At 65.4% G+C, this 16306-nt stretch carries 14 protein-coding genes and 1 tRNA gene; 12 read left to right on the plus strand and 3 right to left on the minus strand.

Annotation, left to right across the window (positions count from 1 at the left end; translation table 11 throughout):
* Positions 1 to 63 precede the first annotated feature (63 nt).
* Positions 64 to 1818, minus strand: coding sequence for a DUF927 domain-containing protein (locus ACOOEX_RS09540; protein ID WP_420398171.1), 1755 nt, complete (start codon positions 1816 to 1818; stop codon positions 64 to 66).
* A gap of 448 nt (positions 1819 to 2266) precedes the next feature.
* Between ACOOEX_RS09540 and ACOOEX_RS09545 the strand changes: the two genes are divergently transcribed.
* The 4 genes from ACOOEX_RS09545 to ACOOEX_RS09560 all read left to right on the plus strand — a co-directional run bounded on the left by ACOOEX_RS09545 (position 2267) and on the right by ACOOEX_RS09560 (position 7422).
* Positions 2267 to 3295, plus strand: coding sequence for a hypothetical protein (locus ACOOEX_RS09545; protein WP_420398172.1), 1029 nt, complete (start codon positions 2267 to 2269; stop codon positions 3293 to 3295).
* Between the two features lie 66 nt (positions 3296 to 3361).
* On the plus strand, positions 3362 to 3937 hold the full coding sequence (locus ACOOEX_RS09550) for a hypothetical protein (protein ID WP_420398173.1): 576 nt from the start codon (positions 3362 to 3364) through the stop codon (positions 3935 to 3937).
* Between the two features lie 90 nt (positions 3938 to 4027).
* Entirely contained in the window at positions 4028 to 6442 is a 2415-nt protein-coding gene (locus ACOOEX_RS09555; protein WP_420398174.1) for an AAA family ATPase, read from the plus strand.
* A 608-nt stretch (positions 6443 to 7050) separates the two neighbouring features.
* Positions 7051 to 7422 (plus strand): hypothetical protein, encoded by a 372-nt coding sequence (locus ACOOEX_RS09560; protein WP_420398175.1) that lies wholly within the window; start codon positions 7051 to 7053, stop codon positions 7420 to 7422.
* Here ACOOEX_RS09560 and ACOOEX_RS09565 read toward each other — a convergent pair.
* Entirely contained in the window at positions 7373 to 8662 is a 1290-nt protein-coding gene (locus tag ACOOEX_RS09565; protein WP_420398176.1) for a DUF6538 domain-containing protein, read from the minus strand. The genes ACOOEX_RS09560 and ACOOEX_RS09565 overlap by 50 nt on opposite strands.
* 146 nt (positions 8663 to 8808) lie before the next feature.
* Positions 8809 to 8898, minus strand: a tRNA-Ser gene (locus ACOOEX_RS09570).
* A gap of 179 nt (positions 8899 to 9077) precedes the next feature.
* Between ACOOEX_RS09570 and ACOOEX_RS09575 the strand changes: the two genes are divergently transcribed.
* The 8 genes from ACOOEX_RS09575 (at position 9078) to ACOOEX_RS09610 (ending at position 16218) form a co-directional block, all read left to right on the plus strand.
* Complete coding sequence (locus tag ACOOEX_RS09575) at positions 9078 to 9917, plus strand: hypothetical protein (RefSeq protein ID WP_420398177.1); 840 nt, start codon at positions 9078 to 9080, stop codon at positions 9915 to 9917.
* A gap of 75 nt (positions 9918 to 9992) precedes the next feature.
* Positions 9993 to 10847, plus strand: a complete 855-nt coding sequence (locus ACOOEX_RS09580; RefSeq protein WP_420398178.1) for a hypothetical protein — start codon at positions 9993 to 9995, stop codon at positions 10845 to 10847.
* A 203-nt stretch (positions 10848 to 11050) separates the two neighbouring features.
* The gene (locus ACOOEX_RS09585; RefSeq protein WP_420398179.1) at positions 11051 to 11695 is read left to right on the plus strand and encodes a 50S ribosomal protein L21; all 645 of its coding nucleotides are present in this window, start codon (positions 11051 to 11053) and stop codon (positions 11693 to 11695) included.
* A gap of 12 nt (positions 11696 to 11707) precedes the next feature.
* Positions 11708 to 11977 (plus strand): 50S ribosomal protein L27, encoded by a 270-nt coding sequence (rpmA, locus tag ACOOEX_RS09590; RefSeq protein WP_071689869.1) that lies wholly within the window; start codon positions 11708 to 11710, stop codon positions 11975 to 11977.
* A 162-nt stretch (positions 11978 to 12139) separates the two neighbouring features.
* Complete coding sequence (locus ACOOEX_RS09595; RefSeq protein WP_420398180.1) at positions 12140 to 12679, plus strand: GNAT family N-acetyltransferase; 540 nt, start codon at positions 12140 to 12142, stop codon at positions 12677 to 12679.
* Positions 12680 to 12763: 84 nt separating this feature from the next.
* Positions 12764 to 13801, plus strand: coding sequence for a GTPase ObgE (gene obgE, locus ACOOEX_RS09600; protein ID WP_420398181.1), 1038 nt, complete (start codon positions 12764 to 12766; stop codon positions 13799 to 13801).
* Entirely contained in the window at positions 13789 to 14901 is a 1113-nt protein-coding gene (gene proB, locus ACOOEX_RS09605; protein WP_420398182.1) for a glutamate 5-kinase, read from the plus strand. Before obgE ends, proB begins: the two co-directional genes overlap by 13 nt.
* A gap of 51 nt (positions 14902 to 14952) precedes the next feature.
* Positions 14953 to 16218 (plus strand): glutamate-5-semialdehyde dehydrogenase, encoded by a 1266-nt coding sequence (locus ACOOEX_RS09610; protein WP_420398183.1) that lies wholly within the window; start codon positions 14953 to 14955, stop codon positions 16216 to 16218.
* Positions 16219 to 16306: the final 88 nt, after the last annotated feature.

A 16306-nucleotide genomic window follows, 5' to 3' on the forward strand; every position in this document is an offset into this window, starting at 1 on the left:
AGTGCAGCGAATGACTGGAATCCGCCCATCACGTTCGCCCCGACCATCCTGACGCGCTCGCCCCTAGCCGGCAGCTGCGAACCTCAAAATATCCCGGGAGATGCGGTAAGCGCGTGGCCTGCCGGGGACGCGGCTGGGCAGCTTGTACTGATACCCCCTCTCACCGCCGGGCTTGAGCAGATCCTGGACCTGCAAGAGATCGAAGAGGCGCCCGAGGTCAGCCTCTGCTGCTTGCGCGATGCCAGCCATCGTGGGCGCGGTGAGGTAGACGAAGCTGTCGTCGAACCACCCGGTCTCGCTGATCGGAACGGTCCCGTCCGGTTCTTCCAGCAACACTAGCGCCTCGTCTCGTAGGAGATCCCGAACCGCAGTGGCGGCCCGGCTGAGCAGGGCGCGATCCTGCGCCGACAGCACGCCGCGGTGCCTGGCGATCCAGCTTTCGAGAAGCTGGGCACAGAAGGTCTTGAGCCTTTCCCGAAGCGGCTTCGTCGCCCCGGCCTTTTCGCTCGACATGCACAAGACTGCCAGATGCACCGCTCCATACATGTCGCCACAGGCCAGGGCCACGCGGTCGGTTTCAGCGTCGAGGGAGAGATCATCCGATCCCGTGATGGTCTTTTTGATCTCGTCTGTCCTCTCGCCCAGGTAGGTTACATGCGACTGTATCGCCAAGCCCCAGTCAATGCTCGCCCGCAAGAACTCCGGACCGAAGCTGCCCGCATGCTGCGCTGCGACCGCCAGGACCAGCTCGGGGTCTTCCACCTCCCAGGATCGGCAGTCGATATCGATGATGTTTCGCAGGTCCTGCCCCGGCAGCGCCTTGCCGTCCCCGCCAAGCAGCGGGACCATGCCCGTCGACAGCACGACGACCCGGCCGCGACCTGCGGCGTCAATCCCGGTCAGCGCCTCGGCGATTGCCGGGATCTTGCGGTGATGACGTGGCTCGTAGCCGGAGATCAGCACCAGACCGTCCCGGGCCTCGCGGATCGCCGCAAGAAGGCGCGACTGCGGTTCCGACCAGGTCAGATGCAGCTCGCTCGGCTGTGCCCATACACTCGCGGCGACCGCACGGCTCAGCCTGCCGGCCCCGTCGCTGCCGTGCAGATGCAGCAGGAAGGACCACGACTGCTCCGCCCTGATCGGCATCAGCACCGGCGCGATCGCGGCGCAGAGACCCAGCATAACGGCATTATCTGGCTTCCGCCCGATCACCCCCTCGAGCCACTTTTCAGCTGACGCGGCGCGGTCAGCCTCGGTCTTTGGTAGTGCCGTGACCCGGGGGGCACCTGTGAAGAGGACGCCCGCCGCATTGGAGTTTTCTGACCCGGTCAGGACCTCGCCCGAGGGGAGGATGAACCGCTCGAAGCCCGCTCCAACCCACCCCGTCACCCCGACCGCGAGGCCGACGCGGTCGACCTCCATCGACCGCACCAGATCGCACACCTCGCCGGGCTTGCCCCGGAGATCGAACCCCCGATCGACAAGCCCCGCCACCACCCGCGCCGGCGCTTTCAGCAGATCCCGCATCGGCAGCACTGCGCTTTGCCAGTCCCCATCGAAGGTGCGGAATGCCACGTCCAGGCTCCAGCCAGTTCCATCCGCCCCGCGGGCCTGCGAGCGGACGAGGATTGGGCCACAAAGGGGCTTCGTGCGCCCGGCCGACCGGTTCTGGTGGATCATGGGGCCGATCAGCTCATAGTCTTCCGGCAGGCGGGCGCGGACCTGCTCCAGCAGCGGATCAGCCTGCGGCTGCGGCGCATCTTCAGGCCCGATCTTATCCGCGGCGGGTGCCTCACGTTCCGTGGTCTTGTCCGACATTCGCGTCTCCTTGGCTGGCGTCGACCGCCACGCTCGCCCAAGTGGACAGGCAGGACTCAAGCGATCCGACAATTTTCACATATATAACAACTGCGTCCGCCCATCCAATGGATATGACTTTTCAAATGCAGGCCTAGACCGAGCCCCGTGCCAGTCGCGCCGAGCGAGTTGCGCGGGGCCTCTCTCGCGCCACTCCGAGAGGCCTCCCAGATTACCGAGTCACACTGTCCGTCGGTCTGTATAATTTACTGTCCGACATAATATTGTTTATATACAAGTATGTACGCAAATACACGGTGATAATATTTATTTACACAAAACACTTAACATCTGGAACACTTGACCCCAACTTTATCACATGGTCACCGGGCGCCCGATGAGCGGGCGAAGCAGAGGCTGCAACCTCTACCCCGCCCTGACCACCTAAGAGTCCTCAGGAGACCCTACGATGGCTAAGAACTACGTAACGCCCTTTAGTGGCGGATTCAATTCCGCTTCCCCCTTCACCACCATCACCCAGTTCATCCGCGCTCGCGCGATGACCCGTGCACTGGTCGATCTGACCGCCGCCGAGCGCGATCTGGACGATGAGACCGGCTTCGACCCGGCTCTCTCTGCCTATCAGGCCGCCGTCGATGAGGCCCGCGCTCGCGTCCTCAAGCACTGCGAGGCGCTGTGCGCCCAGCCTCTCGTAACGCTGCAGACCGCCGGTCTCCAGCGGGTCGCGATGCTGGTCGCGACCGTCGTCCGGTCCGATGACCCGATCGAGGTGGCCCGCATCTGCGCCAGTCTTCAGGTGGCGCGCTGGGTTTGGCAGCTGCCGACCACCGTGCCGGGCCGCCGTATCTGCAATGAAGTCCTCGATGCGGCGCTGGACGCGCTGGGGTCCTACATCGACCAGCCGGAGGGTCCGCAGGACAGCCCGCCGACGGCGGGCCCGCAGCTTCTGATGGGAGCAGGCCCGGCGGCGAACGGGGAGGATCATCCGGTCCCGGTCGCCCATACCGAGGTGAGCGCCGCGTTCAGCGCTCTTCTGCGCGATCTCGATGTCTGTGTGGCGGCGGAGCGGCGGATCCAGCGCGACGTTGTGGACGACAACGTGTTCGCCCCGCAGTTCGCTTCGGACCTGGCCGCGGCAGAGGCGGCCCGCGAGGATCTTCTCGTCCGGCTCGCAGGGGTCACCGCGCTGCCGGAGCGGCGCGACCTCGACAGGCCCCTGCGCCTTCTGGCGAAGGGGCTTCATGCGCTCCTCTCGGTGGAGGATGACGGCGACCGCCAGCATATGCATGCGGTAATGGCCGGAAGCATCGACCTGCTGCTCGTGCGGGGGGATGCACCTGCGGCGCGCCGGGTGCGCGCGTTGCAGCGCCATTATTTCCGCGCCGTCGCGCGGCTCATGTCGATGGCGGACTACGGAGGAAGGGGAGCCGGGCCGGACGATGACGGCACGGACGACGCACCCGGGCTCGCGGCCTGAGCCGCACCGGACCTCGCAAGGGGGCCCGAGGCCCCCTTTCCCTATTCCCGAACGATGGAGGCGCGCATGCCCCAACAACCCTTCCTGCCTGGCATCACTTTGCCGACCCGTCCCGCCGAGACACGCGACGCCCGTGAGGCGCTGGCGGCCTATCCTGACATGTCCACCGAGGACCTTTGCCGCTATGCAAAGATTCTCGGCCATTCGGCAGAGCTTGTCGTTGCCTCGATCCTGATGCGCCTCGGGGAACGGGACTATCCCGCGCTCGAGTATGAGCGTCACGACAGGGTCCTGTTTCTTCCCGGTGACACGCCCCTGCGCATCCAGGTCAAGACGCGCCACACGCGGACACCTGCCGGCGACTACGTCTACAATTTACGGCAGAGATCGGAGAGGGGCGCGACTGGGCGCGGTCCGTATTCAGCGGAGGATTTCGATATTCTGGCGATGGTCGCACTGCCCGAAATGGCTGTGCGCTTTACCGCCGACTGGCAGACGCGCCACACGATCTACGCGAGCGAGTTCTCTGAACTTCGGCGCAACCCGCGCGCCACGCTGGACGCGGCCCTCATGCGCCTCGGCCGCTCCCACGCGATCCCTGGCCGCGCAGACGGGCCGGACTGGCTCGACTTGGCCGCCTGACCGACCGGTCGCTTTCCCACCCGCAGATCCATCCTCGGCCCGCCCCTCGGCGGCGGGCCGACTGGCCACCCCTTTTTTCGGAGCTCTCCCATGACGCAGCCCTCGACCTCCATCTCGACCCCGCCTGCCGCCACGCCCGTCACCGATAGCCCGGACTGGGCCATCCTCGCCGCCAAGCTTCGGCACTGCCTCATCTCCCGGGCCGCCAGTTGGGCCGTCATCGCCTACACGGCGTCCGAGCCTGCCGGCGAAGGCGACGCAGACGCACCGGCCGCGACACCCGCCGAGACCGGCGGCGAAGAGAAGGCCGAAGCGGACGCCGGGCGCGATACCACTCTGGCCGACACCGCCCTTTCGAGTTCCCACAGCGACACCTGGGACCTCAACGATCTGCTCGACCAGATCGAGGCCGAAGCCGATAGGGCCATGACCGAGATCGCCGACGTGCTGCCCCCGGTCACCGAGAAGGCCACGGCACCGCGCAAGATCTACCGCCTTCGTCCGGAGGCCGCACTGGCCGTGGTCCGCGTCGCCAAGACCTTCGGCTCCGCCGAGGCGATGGTCCGCGCCCTTGGCGCGCCGGGCGCGGTGACCCTGATCACCACCGCTGACCCAGCGCTCGACGAACACGTCATCCGGCTGATCGAGCATCTGGCACAGCCCCACACGCTCTGGCCGCGCGGCGCGGCGATCCCCGTGGTCCTCACTGCCGAGAAAGCCGGGTCCACCAAGCCGGGCGCGTCTGAACCGGCTGTCGCTGCCCTGTCTGGCTCGCTGCGGCTGGCGCTCGACACGCGTCGCCCGGCGGTCTTCGTTGCCCCGGCGGTCGGCACCGCTCCGAAGGCGCTCAAGCCCCTCAACCCGGAGGTGATCGCGCTCGCGCCCCTCGACCGCGAGATGCTGGCGCAGATCCTCGTCGATGCCTATCCGGAAGCGGACGGCCCCGGCACCGCGCTCACCGCGCTGCCCGCCGATGCACCGGTCGCGCGGCTCACCCCCGGTGATCTGCTCCTCGCGCTCCGCTGGCCCGACCCCGACCGCGCCGCCGCAACGCTGGCCGCCGCGCTCGCCCCCGAAGAGGCTGCGGAGGCCGGGCCGGGGCTGGCCGCCTTCCCGCTGCCCGAGGATGTCCGCGTACCGCTGGAGCAGCTCGTCGAGGATCTGCGGGCTTGGAAGGCCGGCGAGATCCCCTGGCGCGACGTCAGCCGCGGCCTCCTTCTCGCCGGCCCTCCGGGCACCGGCAAGACCGAAACGGCCAGGCAGGTCGCGCGCGAGGCGGGCATCGGCATGATCGCGGCCTCGCTCGCCACGTGGCAGGCGCGTGGGGAGCGCTCGTCCGATCTGCTCAGGGCGATGAAGGCGGATTTTGCGCAGGCCGCCAGCGAGGGGCCGTGCATCATCTTCATCGACGAGATCGACGTGTTCGGGGACAGGAACCGCCGCGACCATAATGCCAGCTGGACGGAATATGTCGTCGGAAGTTTGCTGGAGTGCCTCGACGGTTATGCGGCTCAGGAGGGGGTCGTGGCCATGGCTGCGACCAACCACGTCGAAAGGGTAGACCCCGCCTTGCGCCGCCCCGGCCGCTTTGACCGCATCCTCCATCTGCGCCACCCGACGGTCGAGCTGATGCCGCAAGCGCTGCGCTGGCAGGCCTGGCCCGACCTGCGCGATGCGGACTTGACGGCCGTCGCGGCGCAGGCCGTGGGCATGAGCGGCGCCGATGTCGCCGGCCTGGTCCGCGCGGCCCGGGCAAAGGCCCGGCGCGCCCGGCGTCCGCTCAGCGTGGAGGATCTCTCCGCCGCCCTCGCGGAGATCAGGCCCCGCATGCCGGAGGCCGTCCGCTGGCAGGTGGCCGTGCACGAGGCCGGTCACGCGTTGGTCGGTGCCGCCACCGGCGTCGCGACGCCCCGCGTGCTGGCGCTTCAGGGTGATGGCGGCGTCACCCATGCGGAACGGCGCGTCGTCCATCAAAGGCGCTGCGAGCTCGACGCCGCGCTCGCTCTCGACATGGCCGGCCGCGCAGCGGAACGCATCGTCTTCGGAGAGGCATCGGCCGGCGCCGGGGGTGCCTCGGATTCCGACCTCGCCCGCGCAACGACCATGGCCGTCGCGCTCGAGGCCGCTTGGGGTCTCGGCGATCGCCTCAGTTGGCTGGGTGACCCCGAGACCATCGTCGCCCGCCTGCGCCTCGACCCGCCGCTTGCGGCCCGCGTCGAGGACCACCTCCGCCACGCCGAGGAGCGGGCGCTGCAGATCTTGCAGGTCCAGAGGCCGGTTCTCGAAGCCATCGCCACCGCGCTCCGCGACCGGGGTCTGCTGCAGGGGGCTGCGCTCGAGGAGCTCATGACCCAGGTGAGGCCGGAGGCGGCACAGCCGACGCAAGGCGAGGGGACAAAGGAGTTCCCGAAGGAGCCGGCACGACCCGGGCGGGAAGATGAACCAGCGGACAACCGGGACGCGGATTGGTCCGCGCCCTACTGGCCCCTTGATCGCGCCGCGTGATCCGGTCCGGACCCGCCCGCCTGTGCGACCCCATGCAGGCGGGCGGCGAGGCGAGGACCGCGGAAGCCTCTCGGTCGCTCGCAACCATCCATCGACCCAGACCACAACAACCAGATACTAGCGCCGCAGGCACCCGGCCCGCGCGATGGCGCGGGTCGCCCTCTCGCGCGCCCCGGGCGCGCGCTCTTGATCCATATGAAGGATCCAGCATCCTCACAACTCAATACGCCAACACCCCCAACCAGCAAAAAAACCAAACACGGCGCCGCAGGCACCCCGTCCGCGCCAACGCGCGGTAGGCCAGATCAGGACTGACTGACCCGGATCGAGAAATCCCTGCTTTGGAACCGCTCAGCATCCTGCGAGATGGTAAGCGCCCACCCCGATCGGATGCGGCTGCCAGACGCCGTTCAGGCCAAGGAAGCACGGCACCGGCCGAGGTTATCCACATAATCCCGACCCGCGATGGCATCCGGCACGGTCGAATTCCCCCAAACCGAAATTCCGAGTCTACATCACCCTCAGAGACGCGGGGACACCCCGCAGCAGGTTGATCACATCGGAGAACGGTGCCGGAGCTCCCGGCACCGCAGGGGAGACCGCGGCCCATGGCACGCGACCGGGAGAGGCATGTCAAAGGACGGGATGGCGTAAAGCCAGCGCCGCAGGATGACATGCCGCCCGGAACCAATGCGACGCGCCGGGCCGACCACCGTTTCAGGACCACCGCCACCGCCCAACCGGACCGACCCGGCGGCCGCCAGCCGCACGGGCAGAGATCCCTCGAGGAGCGCATCAAGAACGCCCTGCGCGTGGTGGCCGAGCTGCTCGAGCAGGACGAGGCCTATCTGCCGATTTTCATCCGACTCGAGGCCGAACGCGACAAGCTCGACGCCCGCCGCGCCGCCCTCGACCGCGCGCGGGCCGTCCTCAGGGAAACGCCCCCTCGATCGCGATCCGGGCCAGCTCCCCGGCCTTGAAGAAAAGGCCACCGCCCTGGCCGTATTTCTGGCGACCGAGGGAGTGCCCCATCAGCTCGCGGCGGATCCGCTCATCGATCCGGCCCCGCAGCATCCGGTCCTCGAAACTATGACGCAGGCTGTACATGACGTGGCTCTCGCTCTCCATCAGCCCGTTTTCGCGCAGGTACTTGTTCACCGTCGCCGACAGGTTCGCGGGTTTTTCGCGGTAATGGGGAAAGCCAGAGGGAAACGCACGGAACACTTCGAGGCTGACCCCGGTCAGCGGGATCTCGCGCTGCGAGGTCTTGTTCTTGATCTGGCGGGTCTCATCAGAGGCGATCACCAGGTGGGGCACCTCATGATCAAGCCGGATCCGGCCGGCCGTCAGTCCCGCCGCCTCGGATGGACGGTAGCCGGTGTTGATCATCCCGACCAGGATCGCGCGGGCCTCGTCGTTCAGGCCCGAGAGCGAACCCGTGGCCAGCAGTTTCTCCCGAATCCAGTCATCCGAGAAGGGGATCCGCTCCGCCTTGTCGCCTTCCTTCAGGGTCAGCTTGTGCAGGGGCAGATCGAGACCAAGCCCCTTCAGCTCGTCCACGGTCCGCAGGACATCCGCCAGGTGAATCAGGTCCTTGTTCGCCGAGTTGGGCGTCAGGTTCTCCTCCGCGATGCGCTCCAGCCACCAAGACCGGAAGTCCAGAAAATCGGCCCGTGTGAACGCGGCGACGGGGCGGTCGCCGACCACGTCGATGAAGTTCCGGACCGCCTTTTTCCTCGGGTTCTCCCAGCGGCGCTTCTGATCGGCGCTCTTGCCCCGGACCCGATCGGGCGTCAGCGCCCAGTACTCAGCCAGCGCCTCGGAGACGGTCATCGAGGGTACCTCCACCGTCCCCAGCACGGCAGGGGCCGCAGCCGCGTTCAGCGTGCCGTCGCGGCGCTGCAGCACCTCCACCCGCGCGAGCAGCTCTTCCAGCGGCAGATCCTCGAGGTCGCGGGCGGGTTTGTAGGTCAGCCCATGGCTCGCGGCGATGGCCTTTGCCACCTCGAGCCGGGCGGCCCCATCCTCGGACCGGCCCGCCAGCTGCGCCTCCCAGCCCGCGACAAGGCTATCCCAGACCGCAGGGGCCTTCTTCGCCGCCTGCTGGCGCGAGTCGGTCTTGAGCGACACCCAGACCTCACGGCGCGGCTCGACCGAAGCGAACCGGGCCGGCACGCGCCGCCGCAAGTGCCAGGTCTTCCCCCGCATCATCAGCTGCATTGCACCCCTCCACATCCGCTAATCGTGTAGCAAGATGTGTAGCAGATTCGCGGAATTTCAAGAGAGCGCCACGGGCAATGCGGCTTCAATTGCCACCTAAGTAAATGATTTATCGTGGTATTTTTGGATAGCCATCTACAGCAAAGTGGCGGAGAGACAGGGATTCGAACCCTGGGTGGACTTGCGCCCACAACGGTTTTCGAGACCGCCCCGTTCGACCACTCCGGCACCTCTCCGCGCTTTATCAGGGGTCGTGAGGCGGGGATTTAGACGGTCCTTTTCGGGCGTGCAAGGGGGGAAGTGACGGTTTCCCGCCGATCAAGCGGATTTGTCCGGGGCATGGCTGGAAATCCCGCGCGGTGCCCCCCATTGTCCTCTACAGGACCAACACGGGTTTCCAGCGAAAGGACCGTTCATGCTGCGTGCGATTTGCCTCTCTGTGTCTCTTGTCATCGGCGCGGGCCCGGCCCTGGCCCAGTCCGCACCTCCGTTGCGAGAGGACACGCTGGCCATGCTGGACGCAATCGGCATGGAACAGAGCATCAATATCATGGTGCAGGCAGGGGTGCGCGACGGGCGCGGGCTGGAGGATGACCTGTTTCCCGGGCGCGGTGGCGCGGCATGGGGCAGCGTTGTCGACAGGCTTTATGCCCCTGACACCTTGCGCGCCTATTTCTACGAGGGTTTTCCCGAAGACCGTCTCGCCCAGGATCGCGCGGCAGAAATCACGGCCTTTTTCTCCTCCGATCTTGGTGAACGGATTGTCGAGGGCGAACTGACCGCGTGGGAAGCCATCACCGATCAGGCCGTGGAAGACGCCGCGAACGAGGTCTATTTCCAGCACCTTGCCGAGGCCAATCCGCGGCTTGAGCTGCTGGAGCGGTTCACCGAAGTGAACGGGTTCGTGGACTTCAACGTGATGGGTGCGCTCAACGCCAATTTCGCCTTCCTGCGCGGCATGTCCGATGGTGGTGCCTATGAACGCCCGATCCCCGAGGACATGATCCTGTCGCAGGTCTGGCAATCGGAACCCGATATCCGCGAGGACACGGTCCTGTGGCTCTATTCCTTCCAGTTGATGGCCTATGCGGATCTGAGTGATGAGGAACTGGAAGCCTATATCGCGTTCTCGGAATCCGACGCCGGACAGCTTTACAACTCGACAGTGTTCGCAGGCTATGATGCGGTGTTTTCCGAGATGAGCTATCGTCTGGGGAATGCCGCAGCGCTGTTCATGACGGGCGAGCCGACCTGACAGGTGGTCTCTGGGCCCGCTTTGCTTTAGGATTTGATCCATTCTCGACGGATCAGATTTCTGAAGGAGGTTGGTATGTTTGCCCGGATTTCACTCTGCGCTTTGCTGTGCCTGTCCGTGCCTGCGACCGCTCAGGATCAAGGCCCTGACGCCGAACTTGTCGATGCTTTGTTCGACGCGGCCGGGTTCGAAGCGAACCTCGCCAATCTTCGAGAGGCCGCGCTGTCGGAATGGCAGGGCACCGGGGACGGTCTCTATCCAGAGGCGATCCCTGCGGCCTGGACAGTCGCCATGGAGGCAGCCACCGATCCGGCGCAGATCGCCGCCGATTTCCGGCGCGGCTTTCTGACCGTGCCGTTTTCGCCCGAGGATATGGAGACAGCGATTGCTGCACTGCAAACACCGTTCGGACATCGCCTGACCGAGATTGGCCAGACGATCTCGACCCGCCTGGCCGAAGTCGAGAACCTGCAAGGGGCGTTCGCCGGGGCAGAGCTGACCAATGATCCGCGGGTCATCGCCGCAGACAGGGTTCTGGACCTGCGGGGTTCGATCGAGACGCATTTCGCCTTTCTGCGGGCGTCAGAGCAGGCCTATTACCTGGGCCTCAACGATGCCCCGCTGGAGCAGACCGATCGTCCGGCGTCGGTTGCAGATGATCTGAACGCCTATATGTCCGAATGGGAAGCCTATTTCGAGGACATCCAAGACGATGTGACCCTGTCCTATCGGCAGATGTTCTTTCTGGTGACAGACGGCTTTACAAGCGATGAAGTGGAAGACTGGGTGACGCGGGCCGAACAGCCTTGGGCACAGGCGTTGGAGGATGCGTTTCAGGCCGGATTTCGTGAAGCCTACACGCAAAGCATGTACCGTCTGGGTCAGGCGGTTGCCGCCGGTCATGCGCCGGCGGAGGAGGACGGAGGATAAGCTGCAAACACGGCCTTTGCCGCTTGACTTCACCCGCAGCCTCAGGCATCAGCAGGCCTCATTCGCCGCCCATGACGACTCGGACGGCGCTTGCTATTTACAACCGATGTCCCAAAGCGGGGCACGCTGTCCGAGGCGCGACACCGGTCGCACCAACACCCGAGTAGGGGGCCACAGGGCGCGGGAGAAAAAGGAAGATGCCTATGTTTGCGGTCCTCAAGACCGGTGGCAAGCAGTACAAGGTTCAGTCCGGTGACGTTCTGCGCGTCGAGAAACTGGCTGCCGATGCTGGCGAAACCATCCAATTCAACGACGTTCTCATGCTCGGTGGCGATACCACCGTTCTGGGTGCGCCGACCGTTGCCGGTGCTGCCGTTCAGGCCACCGTCATCGACCAGATCAAGGGCGAAAAGCTCATCCACTTCGTCAAGCGTCGCCGTAAGCACAGCTCGAAGCGGACCAAGGGCCACCGTCAGAAACTGACCCTCGTGCGGATCACCGACATTCTCGCCTCCGGCGCAGATGCAACCGGTGTGAAAGCCGCCGTGGGCGCAGGCTCGGTTTCGACCGCAGCAGACGCAGCCCCCGCCGCCAAGCCCGCCAAGAAAGCCGCCAAGGCCGAAGCCGCCCCCGCAGCAGAAGCTGCCGGCGCTGACGACCTCAAGCAGCTGTCCGGTGTTGGCCCCGCGCTGGAAAAGAAACTGCACGAAGCTGGCGTGACCACCTTCGCACAGATCGCCGCGTGGAACGCTGACGACATCGCAGCCATGGACGAAAAACTGTCGTTCAAGGGCCGCATCGAACGCGAAGGCTGGGTCGCTCAGGCTCAAGCCAAACTCGCAGAATAAGGAGAGACACCCATGGCACATAAAAAAGCAGGCGGTAGCTCCCGTAACGGTCGCGACTCTGCCGGTCGCCGTCTCGGCATCAAGAAGTTCGGTGGCGAAGCCGTCATTCCGGGCAACATCATTGCGCGCCAGCGCGGCACCAAGTGGTGGCCGGGCGAAGGCGTCGGCATGGGCAAGGATCACACCATCTTTGCAACCGTCGACGGCGCCGTGAAGTTCCACAAGGGACTGAAGGGCCGCACCTTCATTTCCGTACTGCCGGAGGCGGAAGCCGCCGAGTAACGCCGGACCTTTTGCAAGACTTAAAGGGGGATCGGCATCAGGGCCGGTCCCCCTTTCACTTTTCGGGGCTATGGCCTTGAGGTGCCCGACCGAAGGCCCCAAGTGAAAGGGGCAGGTGGCGGGCCCGACCCCGAAAAGACCACTGTTCTGAGGAGGAGCAGAATGAAACAGGAGACGATCGTTCAACAGACCGCCGTCGATACCCCGCGCTTCGTGCTGCGGCCCTTGCGGACCTCGGATGCCGGGCTTTTGAACATGTACGCGTCCGATCGCCGGGTTGCTGAACAGACCACCTCTATCCCGCACCCGCTGCCACCCGGCGCGGCCGAGGCGCTGGTCGCCAAGGCGCAGCGCGAGGACCGGCGCGAACATGTCTGGGCCATGGACGCCACCGAACAGGGCGGGTCTGAACTGATGGGGGTGATTTCCCTTCAGCAGATGGACCGCAACCAGTCGGAAATCAGCTATTGGGTCGCGCCGGCAATGTGGAACACTGGCCTGGCCTCCGAGGCTGTGAAAGCATTGGTCGGGGCCAACCCGCTGATGAGCGACACGATCTTCGCCAGCGTGTTCCAGGACAATCCCGGCTCCGCCCGCGTGCTGACCAATGCCAAGTTCAGCTATCTTGGCGATGCCGAGGCGTTTTCCGTCGCGCGCGGCGCCAAGGTGCCAACCTGGACCTATTTGCGCAAACTAAGCTGAGGGCGCGTGCCGGGGCTTGAGCCCCGGCCCGGTTCCCTCTAATCCCTCTGACCATGCGGGACGACCCCGCGGGGAACCGACATCATGAAATTCCTCGATCTAGCCAAGGTTTACATCCGCTCGGGCGCGGGCGGAAACGGCTGCGTGTCCTTCCGGCGCGAAAAATTCATTGAATATGGTGGCCCTGATGGCGGCGATGGCGGTCGCGGCGGCGATGTCGTGGTGGAAACCGTCGACGGGCTGAACACGCTGATCGACTTCCGCTACCAGCAGCATTTCTTTGCCAAGAACGGCCAGCCCGGCATGGGCAATCAGCGCACCGGCAAGGATGGCGACGATATCATCCTGCGGGTTCCCGTCGGCACCGAGGTGCTTGAGGAGGATGAGGAGACCGTCATCGCGGACCTCACTGAACTGGGGCAGCGCGTGGTTCTGGCCCGTGGCGGCAATGGCGGTTTTGGTAACCTGCATTTCAAAAGCTCCACCAACCAGGCGCCCCGCCGCGCCAATTCCGGTCAGCCCGCGATCGAGCGCACCATCTGGCTGCGGCTGAAGCTGATCGCGGATGTGGGCCTGTTGGGCCTGCCCAATGCGGGCAAGTCCACCTTCCTCGCCGCGACCTCCAACGCGCGGCCCAAGATCGCGGATTATCCCTTTACCACGCTGCATCCCAATCTTGGTGTCGTCGGCGTGGACGGTGTGGAATTTGTGGTCGCGGACATTCCCGGCCTTATCGAAGGCGCGCATGAGGGCAGGGGGTTGGGTGACCTCTTTCTCGGCCATGTGGAACGCTGCGCGGTGCTGTTGCATCTGGTCGATGGCACGTCTGAGGATGTGGTCGAAGACTACCAGACCATCATTCACGAGATCGAACAATACGGGGCGGGTCTGGCTGACAAGCCGCGCATCACGGTCCTGAACAAGATCGACGCGCTGGACGAGGAAGAACTGGCCGAGAAGAAAGCCGCGTTGGAGGCTGTCGCAGGCCCGGTCATGACCATGTCGGGCGTCGCCCAGATGGGCGTGACGGACGTGCTGCGCGCCCTGCGTGGCAAGATCGACGCCAAGCGCCTGCGCGAGAAAAAGGGTGCGGAGGAGGCACCCGCGAAATGGGAGCCGTAAGCCTGTCGGACGCGCGGCGTCTGGTGGTCAAGATCGGCTCGGCGCTGCTGGTGGACAAGGATACCGGCGCGCTGCGTACCGAATGGCTGCATTCTCTGGCTGCCGACGTCGCGCAGGTCAAGGCACGGGGCGTGGATGTGGTGCTGGTCTCTTCCGGCTCGATCGCGCTTGGCCGGTCCGTGCTGGGGCTCGGGCAGGGGGTCTTAGCACTGGAACAGGCGCAGGCCGCCGCCGCTGTGGGACAGATCCGGCTTGCGCGCGCCTATGAGGAAGCGATGGCCCCCCACGGGGTTTCCACCGCACAGATCCTCGTCACGCTGGAAGACAGCGCCGACCGCCGCCGTTACCTGAACACCCGCAACACCATGGCCACGCTGCTCGGCCTTGGCGTGCTGCCCATTGTGAACGAGAATGACACCATCGCGACCGACGAAATCCGCTATGGCGACAATGACCGTCTGGCCGCCAATGTGGCCGCGATGGTCGCCGCTGATCAGCTGGTGTTGCTGTCCGATGTGGATGGGTTCTATTCCGGCAATCCAAAGGATGACCCCAATGCCACCCGCTATGACGTGATTGCCCAGATCACGCCCGAGATCGAGGCGATGGCAGGCGATGCCGGTTCGGGGCTATCCAAGGGCGGAATGAAGACCAAACTGATGGCCGCGCGCACCGCCACCGCTGCCGGTTGCGCCATGGCAATTAGCGAAGGATCGGTTCTCAACCCCTTGTCCGCGTTGGAAAAAGGCGCGAACGCAACCTGGTTCACGGCAACACAGGATCCGCAAACCGCGCGCAAGCACTGGATTGCGGCGATGAAGCCCAAGGGCACCGTCCGGCTAGATGCGGGCGCGGTTGCAGCGCTTGGGCGTGGCAAATCCCTGCTGCCTGCCGGCGTTACCTCGGTAACGGGCCGGTTTCTGCGCGGCGACCCAGTGGCCCTGGAAGGCCCCGACGGGGCGCGGCTCGGGCTTGGCCTGATCCGTTATACGTCCGAGGAGGCCAGCGCCATTGCCGGACACCGGTCGGATGAGATCGAGCCAATTCTGGGCTATCCGGGCCGAGCAGCGCTCATCCATCGCGATGACATGGCGCTGTAACGCCACTTCCTGATAAACTCATTCCTAACCAACCCCTCAACGGAGGCTGACATGACCGACCAGTCCAACATCCCCGCCCTCATGGCCGAGATGGGTGCCCGCGCGAAAGCGGCTGCCGCGGAGCTGGCCTTCGCCCCAGCCGAGCAGAAGTCGCAGGCCCTGAACGCGGCGGCGGATGCCGTATGGGCGCGGCGGGCGGAGATTATTTCCGCCAATGAAAAGGACATGGCGTTTGGCCGCGACAAGGGGCTTTCGGCTGCCATGCTGGACCGGTTGATGCTGGACGAGGCGCGGATCGAGGGCATCGTGACCGGTCTGCGGTCCGTAGCTGATCAAGCTGACCCCGTAGGTGCCGTGATCGCGGAATGGGACATGCCCTCGGGCCTGCATATCCAACGCGTGCGCACGCCCCTGGGCGTCATCGGCGTGATCTATGAAAGCCGTCCGAATGTGACAGCGGATGCGGGTGCGCTGTGCCTGAAATCGGGCAACGCCGTGATCCTTCGCGGGGGATCCGAGAGCTTCCACAGCTCCGGCTTGCTGACGGAGTGCCTCAAGGACGGGCTGCGCGCGGCGGGTCTTCCTGCGGATGCGGTGCAACTGGTGCCGACGCGGGATCGCGCCGCAGTTAAGGAACTGCTGACCATGACCGACACGGTCGACGTGATCGTGCCGCGCGGCGGCAAGGGGCTGGTGGGGCTTGTGCAGCGCGAGGCGCGGGTTCCGGTCTTCGCCCATCTGGAAGGCATCTGTCACGTCTATATCGACAAGGACGCCGATCCGGTGAAGTCGCTCGATGTGGTGCTGAACGCCAAGACAAGGCGCACCGGCATTTGCGGCGCGGCGGAATGCCTGCTCATCCATCGCGATGTTCTGGACACGATCGGGCAGGGCGTGGTGCGCGCGCTTCTGAACACCGGTGTCGAGGTGCGCGGCGATGAAACCCTGCAATCCATCGAAGGCGTGACGGCGGCAAGCGACGAGGATTACGGCAAGGAATTCCTCGACATGATCATCGCGGCGAAGGTCGTGGACGACATCGACGCGGCCATCGCCCATATCCGGCGCTACGGGTCGAGCCACACCGAAAGCATCCTGACCGAGGATGACGACGCAGCCGCCCGCTTCTTCCAACGGCTCGACAGCGCGATCCTCATGCGCAATGCCTCGACCCAGTTCGCAGATGGCGGCGAGTTCGGCATGGGCGGAGAGATCGGGATTGCCACCGGCAAGATGCATGCGCGCGGGCCAGTCGGGGCGGAACAGCTGACCTCGTTCAAATACCTTGTCACGGGCGACGGCACGACACGCCCGTAAGTTTTACTGACCTATTATTCATTAGCAACACCAAGCCCGACCAACGTGTCGGGCTTGACCTTTCTCGCAGTCTGAATTTAGGTCAGCC

This window comes from Nioella sp., assembly GCF_965215655.1.
Lineage (GTDB): Bacteria > Pseudomonadota > Alphaproteobacteria > Rhodobacterales > Rhodobacteraceae > Nioella.